The following is a 16830-nucleotide window of genomic DNA, read 5'->3' as shown; positions in this document are numbered from 1 at the left end:
AGCTGCATCTCAGCGCGATCCATCTCCTGGCGAGGCATCTGACCACCGAGAACCACTTGCGAGTGCTCGAGCGCGCGAGGCACAAGAGCTCGCGCGAGGTCGAACGGCTGGTTGCCGAGCTGGCGCCGCGACCGGATGTGGTGTCGCGTGTTCGTGCGATGCCCAGGGCTCGCGCAGGGTGCGCGGCGAACAAGGGGCTGGTGGGGGCGGCCGGCGCGACTTCGATGGATTGCGAACAGGCCGGCAGTGCGAGCGATCCGCGCACTTGGGCAGACCGCGAGCCCATGGGCTGCGCGAGCGATCGGTGCACTTCGACAGACCGCGAGTCCGTCGGTTGCTCGAGTAATCGGCGGGCCTCCACAGACTCCGAAGTCGTCGGCGTCGCGATCGCTCCACGCTCAGCGCAGCCGGCAACACTGACGAAGCCGATCGTTCCGCTCAGCCCGCGTCGTTACAAGATCGAAATCACCGTAGACGAAGAAACGCATGACAAGCTCCGGTCGCTGCAGGATCTGCTGGGCCGGTCGTCGACCGGTCGCGACGCGGCCGCGATCATCAGTCGTGCGATCGACGTGCTGCTCGTGCGGACACTCGCGCGCAAGGCAGGCTCGACCGATCGACCGAAGTCGACGACGCCGACGAAAGAAAAATGCACCGATGGGCCGAGGTCGACCACGTCGACGAACGCGGGGTGCACCGATCGACCCGCCACAATGCCCGCGATCGATACGGCGGCCTCGAAGCGAGGACAGCGATCCCGAACCATCCCCGCAGCCGTGCGGCGCGACGTATGGCGGCGCGACTCGGGACGCTGCCGCTACGTAGACGGCCGCGGACGTCGCTGCCGCGAGACCAGCAACATCGAGTTCCACCACAAAGCTCCCTTCGCGATGGGCGGACCTCCTACGCCCGAAAACATCGAGTTGCGCTGCACGGCACACAACCAGTATCAGGCGGACCTCGACTTTGGCCGCGCCTTCATGGACGCGAGGCGCGGCAATCTTGCCGATGCGCGAACATTCCCCGGGGAATGTCGTACCGTCGACCGCGAGGGGATGGCGGCCGCGCCGTGAAGTCGTCATCGGTGTCCGGATCTTGTCGATGTGGACCGGTAGCGAAGGCGCACGCGAACTCCTCGAACGTTCGGGTCGCCGAACATGCCGATGACCGACTGCTCGGGACCGAAACCACCGAAGCGACAGGAATCCGACAGGCGCCGGCGAGGTGCGACGCGGCATGCGCAGATCGTCCCAGGTTTCCATCGCTGACAGCAGTAGTCTGAGTCTGGAAATCAGGCTGGTTGCGCGCGGCTCAGGACCCGAAGCACCCACACAAACCCGCGAATAGTCCAAAAGCTTACCTCGCGAGCCCGAAGGCGAATGCTGGAACCGGAGGCAGGCTCGGGACATACCGATCGGCGAGTCGATGCGCAGTCCATAGCCCCCATGAGCAAAGCCTTCACAAAAGAGTCCGATGGTGATGACGACGATGGCGTCGAGCTCGACGACGACAAGCCGGTCGGATTCAAAAACTACATCACGCCGGCGGGCTACAAGCGGCTGAACGACGAGCTCCGCCGCCTGTGGGATGACGAGCGGCCGAAGCTCGTCGAAACCATCACGTGGGCCGCAAGCAACGGCGACCGCTCCGAGAACGGAGACTACATCTACGGCAAGCGCCGCCTTCGCGAGATCGACCGCAGGATCCGCTTCCTGTCGAAGCGCATCGACAGCGCCGAAGTCGTCGAGAATACCGCGCGCGATCCGGACCACGTCTATTTCGGTGCAACCGTCACGGTCGCCGGCGAAGACGGCAAAGAACGTACGGTCAGCATTGTCGGTATCGACGAGCTCGATCCGGCGCGCGGCCGCGTCTCGTGGATCTCGCCGATCGCCAAGGCACTGATGAAAGCGGAGGTCGGCGACGTTGTGACGTTGCGGACGCCGGGCGGCGTCGAACAGCTCGAGATCATCGACATCCGCTACGACGAGCTGTTGTAGCTCGCATCCTGGCATCGGAGGCCGCGAGTGCGGACGTGGCCGATATCACGCTTTGTGTGTGGACATAGGCGTCGCACTCCCGATAGAACCTCTGCGGATTCGAATACGGTTGCGGTGGCCGCAGCGGATCTGCTCACAGTCGTTGAAAGGGAGAGATCTTCATGACGATGCCCGTTCGCATTGTTCCGTTCGCGTGTGCCGTGCTTCTGTCGCTCGCGCCGTCGCGCGCCGAGGCGCTCGAGGCGTCTTTCGCCGCCGACGTCTGCGCGACCAATGCCGATCCCTGCACGGTGACAGAAACCGTCCACGTCACTCCAGACGCAGTACTCGATTTCGGCGTTCGCCAGGTCCAGGTCGGACCCGACGCAAAGTTCGACTTCGGTTCCGGGAACGGCCGCATCTGGTGCGGTTCGTTCGTCGCGACAACCAATGGTGATGCCATTGTCGCAACGGGGCCGGGGGCCGTCAGCGGCAGTGACAGCGGCAGCGTGAGGATCGACGCGCGCGGATCCTGCTCGAGCGGCAGTCAGCCGCAGGCATGCGTGGACAGTGGAGATTGCCAGCTCGGCAGTTGCTCGGCCCGGCGCTGCAGCGCCCGCCCGCGCCTGAGCTGCGCATCCGATCTCGATTGCGACGTCGGGCCATGTTCGCCCACGCATCGCTGCTCCGGCTCGGCGGGATTCATCGGTTGCACGTCCGATGCCGACTGCAATTTCGGCACGTGTCCGGCAGAGCTTACATGCTCCAGCTTCGCTTACAGTCCGCAGCTCTGCACCGGCGATTCCGACTGTGACTTCGGCACCTGCAACGCGAACGGAGCGTCGATCACGATGAATGGCGGAATCCGCGGCAGCTCCGATTTTCCTGCCTTGATCGAGCTTCGCGCCGCCGACTCCGTCACGATCGGCGGCCCCGTCGACCTGACCGGCCGTGACGACGAATCCGATGGCGGCGAGCTCTTTGCGGAATCGGGACAAGGCGACGTGACGATCAGCGGCAAAATCCGCGCGAAGAGCGGCGGCGAAGCCACAGGCGGCGACATCGAGGTCGATTCCGCGCGTGACATCCTGATCACGGCGCCCATCGATGTGTCCGGCGGAGACTTCGACGGCGGATCGATCGAGCTCAACGCGGCGCGCGACCTCACCGTCGGAGCAAACCTGCTCGCGAGCTCGAGAGACGGCGCCGGATACGGCGGCGACATAATGCTCACCGCTGGACGGGACGCGAGGATCGCCAGCACGTCCCGTCACATCCGCATCGCCATCAGCGGCCACGCCGACGGAGAGAACTTCAGCGGCGACGGCGGCCTTTTCCTGCTCAGCACCGATGGCGATGCAACGTTCTCGAACGTCCGCATCCTGGGGCTCGGGTCCGCGCCTTCGGGCTTCGGAGCAGACATCGAAGCGACAGTCGGCGGCGACTTCCTTTTCGATGGAGACGTGATTGCGAAATCACGCGGAAAAAAAGGGTCCGGCGGAAGCCTCACCGTCGGCGCGACGGGGCTGCTCGCGATCGGCGATGGCTCGCGCTTCGATCTTCGCGGCGCGACCGGCGGCGGCGGAACCGTGGACCTGACGTCGTTCGAAGGCACGGCTGCCGTCTCCGGAAACTGGCTCAACAGCGGAGTTGCCGACGGGTCGGTCGGCGTGTTCAGCCTGGAGGCGTGTCGCGTCGAGTTCTCGGGCAGCCTGCTGAGCAAATCGGCCGGCGCACAGACGACGCTGACCGCCCACGAAAGCATGCTCGTCGAAGCCGGCAGCACGCTGAACACTCCGAAGGGCGAGAACCGCCTGATCTATCGCACGAGCACCAAGCCACCGGTCGTCGACGGCACGCTTTCTCCTGTTGCACTGCTGCAGATCGACGGCGCACTGGCCGGCTGCCCGGTCTGCGGCAACCACGAGATCGACGAAACCGAAACCTGCGACGACGGCAACACCGCAGACGGAGACGGCTGCAGCAGCGCCTGCCTGCTGGAATAAAAAGGGGACAGGTACATTTAAAATTACCGTTGAAATCCGGGACGAGGCACACCGACAGAAGCCTGTACCCGTCCCGGATTGCCGCGCCCGACCACGTTACGGCGCGCGCCAAAACGCGTAACGATTCCCGGCGACGGCTGCTCGTCACAACGAACGATTGTATGAACGTGTTCCGTCACGCATTGTGACGGTAATGCCGCGCACGTCGATCGTCTCCCGCATTGCCCACGACAGCTTCCGCCGCGCGCCTTCGACGATGCCGGGCGGCCAGTGGTGGGAGAATCTCGAGAGCAATTTCTGCGACCGGCCCGAAGGCTTCGAGCTCGAGCCGTGGGACTGGGCGCGGGTCAACGCGACGGCCGCCGTCGATCTCGTGATGCGGACGTGGGGCGGAACGCTGCTCGCGCTGACGATGCCGTTCGGCTACCTGCCGTCGCTCTCCGGAACGGGCTTTTCCGACACCCTCGAAGACTGGCAGCTCTACGTCGACCTTCTCGACGAGAATCGCGAGCCGACGTTCTTTTTCCGCGAGCCGCCGTCCGGCGTGCCGGTTACCGAGTACGAGCCGCGCTGGGGAATCTTCGAGCCCGAAGGCGGGCGCTGCCTCGGCCTCAAGTTCGAATCGCCGTACGCGCCGTTCAACTCGCGCCTCGACGAAACCTTCGCGAGCCACCGCAACAACCGCACAGCCCGCGCACGCTGGTGGCGCCACGACGGCCCTCCCCGTCCCGTGCTGCTCGCGATCCACGGCTTCATGGCCGATCCGTACTGGCTCAACGTGCGGTTCTTCTCGCTGCAGCAGTTCTACGAGCAGGGCTACGACGTCGTGCTGTTCACGCTCCCGCACCACGGCCTGCGCGCCGAAGACTCCACGTACTACAGCGGCCAGGGTTTCTTCACGGCCGGAATGAGCGGCATCAACGAGCACATGGGCCAGGCGATCTGCGACCTGCGCGTGCTCATCCGCTACCTGCGCAAGCAGTGCGGGATCGAAAAGATCGCGCTGACCGGCGTCAGCCTCGGCGGCTGGACGGCCGCGCTGTACGCAAGCCTCGACGACCAGGTCGACGCCGTGATCCCGAACGTCCCGGTCGTAAGCCCGGTCGATCTTCTGCTCGAATGGCATCCGGCCGGCGGCATCGTCCGCACCGGGCTGTTCGCTTTGCGCTGGTCGGTCAGGCACCTGCGAAAGATCATGGCGGTGACGACGCCGCTCACGTACCGGCCGAAGATCGCGACCGAGCGCCTGATGATCATCGGCGGCGTCGGCGACCGGCTGGCGCCGCCCAAGCATTCCCGCTTGCTGTGGGATCACTGGGACCGGTGCCGCATCCACTGGTTCCCGGGCAACCACGTGCTGCATCTCGATCGCGGCGCCTACATCACGCAGATCGGCGAGTTCCTTGAGCAGATCGGGTTTGCCGAGCCGGAGAGCGAACGGTCGCAGGCCGAATCGGCCTGACGGTGATCACCCTATCGCAGGCCGAATCGGGCCTGACGGTGCCGTCGCCGGCTGCCCCGCCCCTTCCTGTTTCTCGAGCGTGAAGTAGAACGTCGCGCCGTCGCCGGGAGCCGATTCCGCCCAGATCCGGCCGCCGTGGCGCCTGACGATCCTGTCGACGATCGCCAGTCCGAGCCCGGTCCCCTCGAACGGCCGCGCGGAAACCAGGCGGTGGAACACACCGAAGACTTCCGGCGCGTGCTTCATGTCGAAGCCGATCCCGTTGTCGCGCACGTACCAGACCCGCTCGCGGCCGACTGCGCTGCTGCCGATTTCGATGCGGGCATCCGGCCGGTCGCGGCTGAACTTGACCGCGTTGCCGACGAGGTTGACGAACACCTGCCGCAGCAGCGCGGGATCGGCGTCGCAGGCCGGCAGCTCCCCGAACACGACCTCGAACGGATTGCCGGCGGTCGTGCGCAGGCCGAGCCCGATCTCGTCGATCACGTCGTCGACCACCGGCCGTGATTCGACGGTTGCGATCTCGATCGGACGCCGGCCCAGTCGCGACAGCGCAAGCAGGCCGTCGATCAGGCTGTCCATGCGACACGCCGACGACTGGATGCGTGCGAGCGAAGCGATGCCGGTCTCGTCGAGCGCGTGCGACTGCTCGTCGAGCACGATCTTCGCGTAGCCGTTGATCGCGCGCAGCGGCGCACGAAGGTCGTGCGACACCGAATACGCAAAGGCCTCCAGATCGTGGTTTGCCGCTTCGAGCTCGGCCGTGCGCTCGGCAACGCGGCGTTCGAGCTGTTCGTTGAGCTGCTGGATCTGCTCGCGCGAGCGCGTCCGCTCGGTGACGTCCTGCGTCGTGCCGATCAGGCGCACGAGCTCGCCGGATTCGGGATCAAACACCATCTCCGCGCGCGCGTGGACGATGCGTACGCTGCCGTCCGGCCGGACGAGGCGGTGCTCGTTCGAATAGACGGTCTGCGTTTCGATGGCCTTGCGGAGCGCGCTCATGAGCGGAATCCGGTCGTCGGGATGGACGAAGCGCAGCGTCATCGACGGCGTCAGGTCGGTGCCGCCGGGCTCGAGGCCGAAGATCCGGTAGCACTCGTCGGACGCGCGCAGCACGTTCGAATCGAGGTGCTCGAGGGAGTCGAGCTCGAGCTCCCAGCTTCCGACGTTCGCGATGCGCTGCGATGCGATCAGGTGCGATTCGCTGCGTTGCAGCAGGCGGAGCGCAGCGTTGCGCTCGGTGACGTCGAGGAACGTGGTCAGGTGCCGGTGCGGCAGGAAGCTCGCGACCGAACGCAGCTCGAGATCGCGAAGCTCGCCGTCGGCGCGCCATACCTTGACCTCCGCCGTGAGCCTTCCGTCGTCGAGCAGCAGCTCGCTCAGCGTACGCGACTCGGCCACGTCGCCGATGTGCTCCCAGAACCTCGAGCCGACCACGTCCTGGATGCGGCGGCCGAAAATTGCGCAGCCCGACGGGTTGATGTCGAGCACGCGGCCGGAATCGTCGGTGATCATCACGCCGTCGGCGCACTGCTCGAACACCGCACGGAACTGCTCCTCGTTGGTGCGCCGCTCGAGCTCGGCGCGCTGGATCTCGTCGATCAGCCGGATCGGCTCTTCGACCTCCTGACGCCTGCGCTCGGCGAGCAGCAGCGAATCGGTCTCGTCGCGAAACGCCACGGCGACGAATTCGAGATGGCCCGACGAATCGACGAGCGGAAATGCGCGCGCCGACAGCGCGATGCGGCTGCGAGCTCCGTGGGTCGGAAGTGTTTCGTGCTCGTACCAGAACGTCGGCGTCGTGATCGTCTCGCCGGAGAATGCGCGGCGCAGCCAGAACAGCACGCCGCTGCGTCCGAGCACGGGATCTTCCGCGAGCTCGCGGCCGCGATCCGGAATGTCACCGAACAGATCGCAGTACGCGGGATTGACGCGCACCGGACGGCCTTCGGTGTTGTAGAGCGCAAGCGGAGTCGGTGTGTGCTCGAGCAGGCTCGCGAGAACGCCTGCGGGATCGGAAACAGCAACGAGGGATTCCTCGAGACCATCGGAGCGCCCTTCGACCATCGAGACCCTCCTCGACGCCGTACGAGCGATCGCACGACGCGTGGGTTTCGTAGAGAGCGCTGCCAGCCTCCGCCGCTCGTTTTCCGCCCGGCTCTCTCGCGGCGCACCATATGGACTTGGCCGCGTTCGCGGAAGAGCCATGCGAACGATTGCAACGGTTCGCGTACGGATTGTTGTCGGCGGCGCACGCTGCGGGATCCCTGCTGCAGGGCGCGCAGCGCAGCACTTCGTTCGAGAGAAACGGCGGCGGAGACGCGTATCTCCGCCGCCGATTGCCAGGCGGATTCGCTACGGTGTCTTCAGCGTCCGCGGGTTTGCGCGGGTGAACGTCGCATCGGCCTCGGCGTGATCGTTGCCGCTGTCGAATGCGACGCGGATCACCATGTCTTCCTCACCGTGGAAAGCCGCGAGGTCGAGGTCGCGTCCCTTCACACGAACCGAGATCGAGCCATCATCGGCCTGTTTGAGCGTGGCGCGCGTGAGCCCCGGCGGCGAAGATCCGGCGCCGGAGCCGTCCTTGTACTCCCACGTCGTCGCATTCTTCTGCGAAATCGCGGCGGCGGGGATCGTGAACATCGCGGCGTCGAACGCGAGCGCGAAACCGTCGGCGGCCGGATCGATGCCGCCGCCGTCGGAGTCCGTCGTGATCCGGATCCTGGCCGTGAGGCGATCGGCTGCGTCCTGGTCGGGCTTCAGGCTCATGCGTGCGCTCTCGACCTGGAGCTCGCCCTGGAACACTTCGCTTGCCGTCTGGCCCTGCGCTTCCTCGTAGTTGCCGGTGTTGCGCAGGTCGTGCCGCTTCTTCGGCCACTGGCCGGCGGCCGCGGGCGCCGTCGTGTCCCAGACGAACAGGCTGCCTTCGCGAACGCTCGAGACGACCTCGGCCAGACCGTCGCCGTCGACGTCGCCGACTGCAGCATTTGCGATGTGCCAGCCGCCGGTGAACTTGGGCCAGCCCGGCGGCTGCACGCCGGAAGCATCGTACGCGTTGACGAAATACCCCGCGCTGCCGAGCACGACCTCCGGCAGCGGCGTTCCTCCGACATCGGCGATCGACGGTCCCATCAGGAACGACAGGTCGTCGTTGTGACGCGGGAACGCCGGCTCCCACTCTCCGGTCCTCGCATTCCATGCACCGACATGATCCTCGGCGGTGATCTGCTGCTCTGGGATCACGATCGCCAGGAGACGCATGAGCCCGCCCGACGGAGCGGCAAACGACAGCTCGCCGAGACCGGCGAGATCGCCGAATGCACCTTCGCCGAGATTGGTGATCGACGGAGTGTCGGCGCTGTTGGCCGCCGGATAACCTTCGGTCGCGAGCACGTTGTACTTGCCGTTCGGGTCGGTGCCGTAGAACGACGTGCCGTCGGCGCGCAGCATGTAGCCGGGACCGGCCGACGCAAAGATGCCGATTTCGAGCTTGCCGTCGCCGTCGATGTCGGCGAGCGCGGGCGATGCGTTGACGCCTTCGCCGACGTCGGGCAGCAGCTCCGGCATCAGCTGCGCGATCTTTGCCGGCCATCCCGGAAGGAACGGCGACGGTGCGTGCAGCGCGCCGTCCTTGTGAATCGCATACACGCGCGTGTTGCCGGGGCTGACGAGGCCCGACTGCGAGACCGCCTGCAGCGTCGCATTGGTCAGCGTGACGTTGGGTTCTTCGTCGTAGGCTTCGTTGGTGCCGACGACGATGTCGAGGCTTCCGTCGCCGTCGATGTCGCCGACCGCCGGCGACGTCATGATCTTGCTGCCGCGATATGCGCCGGCAAGCGGCGTGACCTTGTGCGTGACCGGGTCGATCGACGCCATCCGCGCCGGATCGACGACGAGCAGCGGGAAGCCGCTTCGCAGCGCGCCTTCGTCGTTCCACACGTACACGTGCCGGTCGTTGGCGCCGGCGATGATGTCGAGCGTGCCGTCGCCGTCGAGATCGGCGAGCGCCGGCGATGCGATCACGGCGACATCGACGGTGTTGGCCGGATCGAGCACGGCGCTGCTCGAGTAGGCAGGGTTGACCGAAACCGGGAAGCCGGGCCGCCGCTGGCCGAGCCGGTTCCACGCATAGACTTTTCCTTCGAGATCGGCCGCCACCACGTCGAGCGAGCCGTCGCCGTCGAGGTCTCCGATCGCGACCGACGCGAGCACCGCGCCGCCGACCGGCACGGTCAGCTCGCCGGACGAATAACCCGCCGAACCCAGCCTGAGAGGCAGCGGATCGGTTGCGACCGGCCAGCCGGCAAGCTCGCTGCCGTCGCTTCGAATCGCGTGCACGACGCCGTCGGAGCTTCCGATCACGATCTCACCGACGCCGTCGCCGTCGAGATCGGCGATCGCCGGCGACGACGCGCCGTCGCCGGTCGTCACCGGAAAGCCGGCTTTGAGATCCGCGTCGTGGTGCACGAAGACGGTGCGGCGATCCTCGCCGAGAAGATTTCCCGGCTGGTCGCGCACCTGCACGCGCACGGTGTACGTGAATTCGTCGTAGTCGGAGCTGACGTCGGGAAGCTGCGTAAGGCGGCGCGAGACCTGCTCCGCGGTCGGCGCGGGAATCTGGTCGGCGCGGATCGTGGCGAGAACCCCGTCGGTCGGCGCCGTCTTCGTCGCACCGAACGCGACGATGTCGGTGTAGTCGCTCTCGCGCGGCTGGATGCCGTAGCCGATCTGGACGCGGTACGTGTAGCCGCTCGCCCGATCGGCCGCGACGCGCCCGCGCACGTCGAACGCACCATCGCGTTCGGCGTCGAGGTACGCGAACCACGACGGCTCGTCGATCTCCGCTTCGGGCGGAATGGTGCCCGCAAAGATCGCATCGACCGCGCGCGTCGCGTTGACGCGCCCGTAGCCGGTGAACTGGTCCCAGCCGTCCTGCGTCGCGTAGCGGACGGTGTCCGGGAACGAGACCGCGCGGTTGAGCTCGAAGTCGATGTCGTCGGCGCTGCGCGCGTGGAGCTGGCGCACCTCGTTCGGCGTCAGCGGATGATCGAGGATATGCGCGTCCGCTGCGTCGCGGCCCGCCGAGATCAGGAGCCCGGTGATGCCCGACGAGCGCCCAACTGCTTCCGACGAGCACGACGTCGACGAGACCGACACGGAGATATTGCCGCCGAAGTTCGTGCACCCGTTGAAATACAGCCACGACGCCGGCTGGACCGGCACGCCGTCGACGCCGAAGTCGCGGATCGAGTTGGCGACGATGGTGTGCACGTAGCTCGACGGAAAGTTGTGATGCCACGCATCTTCATCGGCCGCCGACGCCATCACGACGACGCCGTGGCGATACGCGTACGTGACTGCTTCCTGGCCGAAGCGCGAGTTGTTGTAGGTACCGAGCGCTTCCTGGACCACCGACGCGCCGGTGTCCACGGCGAACACGACCGCCTGCGCGAACGCATTGATGTCGGCAACGAAGCTGTCGCCGACGCGGATCGGAAGCGACATGCAGTTGGGGCACGCGCCGGCGTCGCCGCCGTTGTTCGATTCGGCGGCCGAGTCGCGCGACTCGCCGGTGCCGTGTCCGTACTGCACGTCGTCGAACGGATCGTTGTCGTACTGGAAGAAGTCCCAGCCGCAGATGTTGTCGGTGTAACCGTCGCCGTCGCCGTCGACGCCGTCGGAGAACAGATGGATCAGATCCTGCGGATCCTTTGCGCCGTTGCCGTTGGTGTCGGTGACGCGCGGATCGTCGTCGTAGTCGGGCGTGTTGAACACGCCGTCGCCGTTGCAGTCGTACGCATCGGTCCCGAGGCCCGCACACGGAGAAGGCTGCGGCAGCTCCCCGCGGTTGATCTTCCACTTGTTGCGAAGGTCGGCGACCGCGCCGCCGTCGTTCCATTTGATGCCGGAGTCGAGCACGGCGATCACGACGTCGGATCGTCCGGTGGTCCTGCGCCAGGCCGTATCGACGCTCATGCCGCTTACGCCGAGCAGCTCGTTCGCGCTCAGCTTGATGAGCGGGTCGGTCGTGCAGAACGACGTGCTCGCATACTTCCAGTTCAGGCCCGAGCAGTCGCCGGCCGTGCCGCCGAGCTCGTTCGGCAGCGGCGTGCAGCCGGGCGGCATGCCGGAGTTGTCGCAGCGGTTCGGATCGACCGGCAGTGGGAACTCGGCGTGCGCGGCAGCCGCGAGTGCGAGGATCGTGAGAAGGGCCGCGAGAAAGGCCGCGGCACGCCGCTCGCAGCCGCGATACGCGGACGCTTCGCGGCGCTCTACATCGCTGAAATCACGACGGTTTTCGCTACCGTCGACGGTCGGACCGACTGGGACGCTGAGCCGCATGGGACGACACCTCGTTCCTCCCCCAGCCTTTGGCTTTGGATCGGAGTAAGACCGCTTTTTACAATGTCGTCAATAGTGGACCGGACGGCGATTTCAGGAAAATGACGGCACCCGCGGCCGGGTCGGCCCGGGTTGCGCGCGGCCGGTTCTGTCGCGGGCGTTGAGGGTCGTCACGAGAAAGTCGGTCAGGAAGCGGGCTTCGTCGCGCGCGCCGTACAGTCCGACGCCTGCGACCACGACGCCGAACGTGACCATCGTCAGCGGCCCGACGAGGCCGATCCATGCGTTCGGTTTAAGATTGCCCGCACCGGAACGCATCGCAGAGACGGTTCTGAAAAACGCTGCACCGCCGATCGCGGTGACCATGCCGAACCAGATCGCCATGGTCACCGGGACGAACGGGTTCACCCCAACCTTGCCGGAAATCGCGGTGCCCTCGGCTGAACGCTGCATCGAGGCACGCAGGTGGCTCTGGAATGAGTTCCGGTAACCGATGCGTTTGCGCAGACGCAGCTTCGATTCCGACGCCTTGCCGATCACGGGCTTTGCGTTCGCCGGGGGAAGCAGCGTGAAGGCCGCCGACCACTCCGAGTCTATGGCGGCTCTCAGCAGGGACGCGCACTCGACCGGAGAATGCGGCGCCACCAGATCGACGACCGTCGCGCGCGGGATCCATTCAGAGAGGCGTGACATTGCTGACTCCGCGATCTGCCATCAATCCACAGTGCAGCCAAGAGGATGGGGACCGTTGGCCATCCGGACTTCGGCGTTGGAGATCCGGACTTCGGCGTGTGCACATGCATGCGCGGCGCGTCGAACCCGGCCGATCGCAGCCCGGCCTCCGCCTTGTGTTTTTGGGGGTCCCTGTGTACGTCGCCGGTGATTTTCGGCAGTCGCGGCGAACGGTTCGGGCTTGTTCCCGGGCCTGCCGTGGCCGCCCCGGCCGGGCCCAACAACCTCCAGCAGGAAGCGCAACACACCGAAATGGCTCTCAAAGAAGTCCTCGACGAACTCCAGGCCCGCAGCAGCCAGGCCGAAGCCGGCGGCGGCAAGGAACGCATTTCCGCCCGCCATGCCAAGGGGCTGCTCAGCGCCCGCGAGCGCATCGACCTGCTTTTCGACAGCGGCACCTTTGTCGAGGTCGACAAGCTCAAGACCCACCGCTGCAACGACTTCGGCATGGACAAGCAGCGGATCCCGGGCGACGGCATCGTGACCGGCTACGGCACGGTCGACGGCCGCACGGTGTTCGCGTTCGCCCAGGACTTCACCGTCCTCGGCGGCAGCCTCTCGCACGCGTTCGCCGAGAAGATCTGCAAGATCATGGATCTCGCCATGAAGGCCGGCGCGCCGGTGGTCGGCCTCAACGATTCGGGCGGCGCGCGCATCCAGGAAGGCGTCGAAAGCCTCGGCGGCTACTCCGACATCTTCTGCATGAACACGCTCGCGTCGGGCGTCGTGCCGCAGATCTCGGCGATCATGGGACCGTGCGCCGGCGGCGCTTCGTACTCGCCGGCGCTGACCGACTTCATCCTGATGGTCGACCAGAAGAGCTACATGTTCATCACCGGCCCCGAGGTCATCAAGTCGGTGACCCGCGAGGTCGTCACGCAGGAAGACCTCGGCGGCGCGTTCTCGCACAACTCGAAAAGCGGCGTCGCGCACTTCATGGCGTCGAGCGACGAGGACTGCATCGAACAGGTGCGCAAGCTGCTCGGATACCTGCCGTCGAACAACATGGACGAGCCGCCGATCCTCGCATGCGACGATCCGGTCGACCGCGCGACAACGGATCTCGACACGCTCGTCCCGGAAGGCTCGAACCAGCCGTACGACATGCACCACGCGATCGAATCGGTGGTCGATGCCGGCAGCTTCTTCGAGGTGCACGCGCACTTCGCGAAGAACGCCATCGTCGGCTTCGCGCGCATCGGCGGGCGGCCGATCGCCGTTGCCGCCAACCAGCCGATGTTCCTTGCCGGCTGCCTCGATTCGAACGCGTCGAACAAGCTCGCGCGTTTCATCCGCTTCTCGGACTGCTTCAACCTGCCGGTCGTCACGTTCGTCGACGTGCCCGGATTCCTGCCGGGAACCCAGCAGGAATGGGGCGGCATCATCCGGCACGGTGCGAAGATCGTCTACGCGTACGCCGAAGCTACGGTCCCGAAGATCACCATCATCACGCGCAAGGCGTACGGCGGCGCGTACGCCGTCATGGGCCCGAAGCACGTGCGCGCCGACGTGAACCTCGCGTGGCCGAGCGCGGAGATCGCGGTGATGGGCGCCGACGGCGCCGTCAATATCATCTTCCGCGGCGAACTGAAGGACGCGGCCGACGCCGAGCAGCGCCGGAAAGAGCTCGTCGACGACTACCGCGGGCGCTTCGCGACGCCGTTTCGCGCGGCCGAGCTCGGCTACATCGACGAAGTCATTTCGCCGTCGCAGACGCGGCTGCGCGTCGCACAGGCGCTCGCGATGCTCGCGCACAAGAAAGACACCAACCCGCCGAAGAAACACGGCAACATTCCCCTCTAATAGGAGCAGCTTCGGTGGTCGATGAATTTCGCAACGTTCCGCCCGGAGTCGGCGGTCTCGCCGGCAGGCCCGACCTGCTGCGCGTCGCCCTCGCGGCCTACGCTGCCCATCTGCAGAAGCGCGCTCGCGTGCGCATTCCCCGCGGACTGACCGCATGGTCGCTGTCGGCGCGCATCCAGTCGGTGCAGCGCCTGCAGTCGCGCTGATCGGAAACACGATGGCGACGTACAAGGTCAAAGCATACGGAAAGGAATACACCGTCGAGGTCATCGAGCAGGCCAGCGGCGCGCGCATCATCGTCGAAGGCTACAGCTTCGAGGTCGAACAGGCCGCGCCCGGCTCGGTCCCCGGCCAGAGCGTAGCGCGTCCGGCCGCACGACCGGCTGCTCCCGCGGCGCCTGCCGCTGCTCCGGCGGCCGCACCGCCCGCCAAGGCGAAAAAGGCCGCTGCCAAAAGCGATGCTCCGGCTGCTGCACCGGCGGCCGCCGCAAAGGCACCGGCGACGGGACGAGGTGCCGTCGTCGCACCGATCCCCGGCGTGATCACGAAGGTCTGCGTCGTCGAAGGTCAGGAAGTCAAAGCCGGCGAGACGGTCGTCAAGCTCGAAGCCATGAAGATGGAGAACGACATCACCGCGCTGACCAGCGGAGTCGTCAAAGAGGTCGCGGTGGCGGAAGGGACCGAAGTTTCGGACGGGCAGCTGCTGGTCCTGATCGAGTAGGAAAAGAGGACAGGTACATTTCATGGCCAGTTTCGATCAGGAGCTCACCCGCTGGAACACGAAGATGCTCGCGCCCGCGCTCGCGAAATCCGCCGAACGGCGTGAGAAATTCGAAACCCTCTCGAGCATTCCCGTCGAGCCTCTCTACGGGCCGACGAACGGCTCGGAGTATCCGGCCAAGCTCGGCATGCCCGGCGAGTTTCCGTACACGCGCGGCGTGCAGCCGAACATGTACCGCGGCCGCCTCTGGACGATGCGCCAGTACGCCGGCTTCGGCACCGCCGAAGAAACCAACAACCGCTTCCGCTTCCTGCTCAGCCACGGCACCACGGGACTTTCGACCGCGTTCGATCTTCCGACGCAGATGGGCCGCGACAGCGATCATCCGCTGGCCGAAGGCGAAGTCGGCAAAGTCGGCGTAGCCATCGATTCGCTGGCCGACATGGAAACGCTGTTCGACAAGATCCCTCTCGATCAGGTCACGACGTCGATGACGATCAACTCGACGGCGGCGATCCTGCTGGCGCTCTACCTCGCCGTTGCCGAAAAGCAGGGCGTCGGCTGGGACAAGGTCGGCGGCACGATCCAGAACGACGTGCTGAAGGAATACATCGCGCGCGGCACCTACATCTACCCGCCCGCCGCCTCGATGCGCATCGTCGCCGACATCTTCGCGTTCTGCACCAAAGAGGTGCCGACGTGGAACACGATCTCGATCAGCGGCTACCACATGCGTGAAGCCGGCTGCACGGCCGTCCAGGAAGTCGCGTTCACGATCGCCAACGGCATCGCGTACGTCGAAGGCGCGAAAGCGCGCGGCCTCGACGTCGATTCGTTCGCATCGCGCCTGGCGTTCTTCTTCAACTGCCACAATCACTTCTTCGAGGAAGTCGCCAAGTTCCGCGCCGCGCGCCGCATGTGGGCGCGGATCATGAAAGAGCGGCTCGGTGCCAAGAAGGAGCGCAACATGATGATGCGCTTCCACACCCAGACCGCCGGCTCTTCGCTGCAGGCCCAGCAGCCGCTCAACAACGTCGTGCGCACCACCGTCCAGGCGCTCGCGGCCGTCTGCGGCGGAACCCAGTCGCTTCACACCAACGGTTACGACGAGGCGCTGACGCTTCCGACCGAGACCGCCGCGACCACCGCACTGCGCACACAGCAGATGATTGCCTACGAGTCGGGTGCCGCCGACACCGTCGATCCCCTCGGAGGCGCCTGGTACATCGAGCAGCTCACCGACGAGATCGAGCGCCGCGCGCAGGATTATATCGACGCGATCGACCGCATGGGCGGCTCGGTCAAGGCGATCGAGAAAGGCTTTCAGCAGCGCGAGATCCAGCAGGCTGCCTACACGCACCAGCAGCTCGTCGAATCGGGCGACCGCATCATCGTCGGCGTCAACAAGTTCCAGGGCAAGGAGACGATGAAGGTCGATCTGCTGCGCCTGGATCCGGCGCTCGAGCGGCAACAGAAGGCCAGGCTGGGCAAAGTGCGCGCCGAGCGCAATGCTGCGGACTGCAAAGCCGCACTCGCCGAGGTCATGCGCCGCGCCGGCACCGACGAGAACCTGATGCCGGCGATCGTCGATGCCGTACGCAAATACGCGACCCTCGGGGAAATTTCGGACGCGATGCGGACCGCGTTCGGCGAGTTCGACGCGCCGGTCTTCATCTGAGCAAGAAGAAGCCAAAGGGACGTTCGAACAAACAGGGCGGCAAGCGCCGCTCGACCAAGCGTGAAAACCGGGAGAGTCCCGGCTACTCCACCAAAGCGGGACTGCCG

General features: G+C 66.1%; 11 protein-coding genes. 8 read left to right on the top strand and 3 right to left on the bottom strand.

All coding sequences use genetic code 11. The features are described 5' to 3' along the window. The 4 genes from VN634_10180 to VN634_10165 form a co-directional block, all read left to right on the top strand. Positions 1-1073, top strand: a 1073-nt coding sequence (locus tag VN634_10180; GenBank protein ID HXC51240.1) for a hypothetical protein, incomplete at its 5' end; no start/stop codon positions are given. Between the two features lie 372 nt (positions 1074-1445). Next, entirely contained in the window at positions 1446-2000 is a 555-nt protein-coding gene (gene greB / locus VN634_10175) for a transcription elongation factor GreB (protein ID HXC51239.1), read from the top strand. A 161-nt stretch (positions 2001-2161) separates the two neighbouring features. Then, positions 2162-3985 (top strand): hypothetical protein, encoded by a 1824-nt coding sequence (locus tag VN634_10170; protein HXC51238.1) that lies wholly within the window; start codon positions 2162-2164, stop codon positions 3983-3985. Between the two features lie 193 nt (positions 3986-4178). Beyond that, on the top strand, positions 4179-5447 hold the full coding sequence (locus VN634_10165; protein ID HXC51237.1) for an alpha/beta hydrolase: 1269 nt from the start codon (positions 4179-4181) through the stop codon (positions 5445-5447). Between the two features lie 6 nt (positions 5448-5453). Here the strand turns inward: VN634_10165 and VN634_10160 are convergent, their stop codons facing one another. From VN634_10160 to VN634_10150, 3 genes are all read right to left on the bottom strand, one after another. Then, complete coding sequence (locus tag VN634_10160) at positions 5454-7514, bottom strand: PAS domain S-box protein (protein HXC51236.1); 2061 nt, start codon at positions 7512-7514, stop codon at positions 5454-5456. 288 nt (positions 7515-7802) lie between these two features. Beyond that, entirely contained in the window at positions 7803-11789 is a 3987-nt protein-coding gene (locus tag VN634_10155; GenBank protein HXC51235.1) for an FG-GAP-like repeat-containing protein, read from the bottom strand. 93 nt (positions 11790-11882) lie between these two features. After that, the gene (locus VN634_10150; protein HXC51234.1) at positions 11883-12329 is read right to left on the bottom strand and encodes a hypothetical protein; all 447 of its coding nucleotides are present in this window, start codon (positions 12327-12329) and stop codon (positions 11883-11885) included. Positions 12330-12773: 444 nt separating this feature from the next. Here VN634_10150 and VN634_10145 point away from each other — a divergent pair, with 444 nt between their 5' ends. Genes VN634_10145 through VN634_10130 form a run of 4 tightly spaced genes read left to right on the top strand, consistent with a single transcriptional unit; the run spans position 12774 to position 16723 of the window. Further along, a complete protein-coding gene (locus VN634_10145) occupies positions 12774-14324 on the top strand; it encodes an acyl-CoA carboxylase subunit beta (protein HXC51233.1) in 1551 nt (516 codons plus the stop codon). 14 nt (positions 14325-14338) lie between these two features. Next, complete coding sequence (locus tag VN634_10140) at positions 14339-14530, top strand: hypothetical protein (protein HXC51232.1); 192 nt, start codon at positions 14339-14341, stop codon at positions 14528-14530. Between the two features lie 11 nt (positions 14531-14541). After that, positions 14542-15045, top strand: a complete 504-nt coding sequence (locus VN634_10135; protein HXC51231.1) for a biotin/lipoyl-containing protein — start codon at positions 14542-14544, stop codon at positions 15043-15045. Between the two features lie 22 nt (positions 15046-15067). Next, entirely contained in the window at positions 15068-16723 is a 1656-nt protein-coding gene (locus VN634_10130; GenBank protein ID HXC51230.1) for a methylmalonyl-CoA mutase family protein, read from the top strand. Positions 16724-16830: the final 107 nt, after the last annotated feature.

It is taken from the genome of Candidatus Limnocylindrales bacterium (assembly GCA_035571835.1).
In the GTDB taxonomy this organism is placed as follows: domain Bacteria; phylum Desulfobacterota; class Binatia; order UBA1149; family CAITLU01; genus DATNBU01.
This window is presented reverse-complemented; position numbering and strand designations above follow the sequence as displayed.

Bases quoted from the DNA above. Each gene is read 5' to 3' on its own strand.
- VN634_10145 (HXC51233.1), top strand. From the start codon at position 12,774: ATGGCTCTCAAAGAAGTCCTCGACGAACTCCAGGCCCGCAGCAGCCAG.
- VN634_10155 (HXC51235.1), bottom strand. From the start codon at position 11,789: ATGCGGCTCAGCGTCCCAGTCGGTCCGACCGTCGACGGTAGCGAAAAC.
- VN634_10160 (HXC51236.1), bottom strand. From the start codon at position 7,514: ATGGTCGAAGGGCGCTCCGATGGTCTCGAGGAATCCCTCGTTGCTGTT.
- greB (HXC51239.1), top strand. From the start codon at position 1,446: ATGAGCAAAGCCTTCACAAAAGAGTCCGATGGTGATGACGACGATGGC.
- VN634_10130 (HXC51230.1), top strand. From the start codon at position 15,068: ATGGCCAGTTTCGATCAGGAGCTCACCCGCTGGAACACGAAGATGCTC.
- VN634_10170 (HXC51238.1), top strand. From the start codon at position 2,162: ATGACGATGCCCGTTCGCATTGTTCCGTTCGCGTGTGCCGTGCTTCTG.
- VN634_10165 (HXC51237.1), top strand. From the start codon at position 4,179: ATGCCGCGCACGTCGATCGTCTCCCGCATTGCCCACGACAGCTTCCGC.
- VN634_10135 (HXC51231.1), top strand. From the start codon at position 14,542: ATGGCGACGTACAAGGTCAAAGCATACGGAAAGGAATACACCGTCGAG.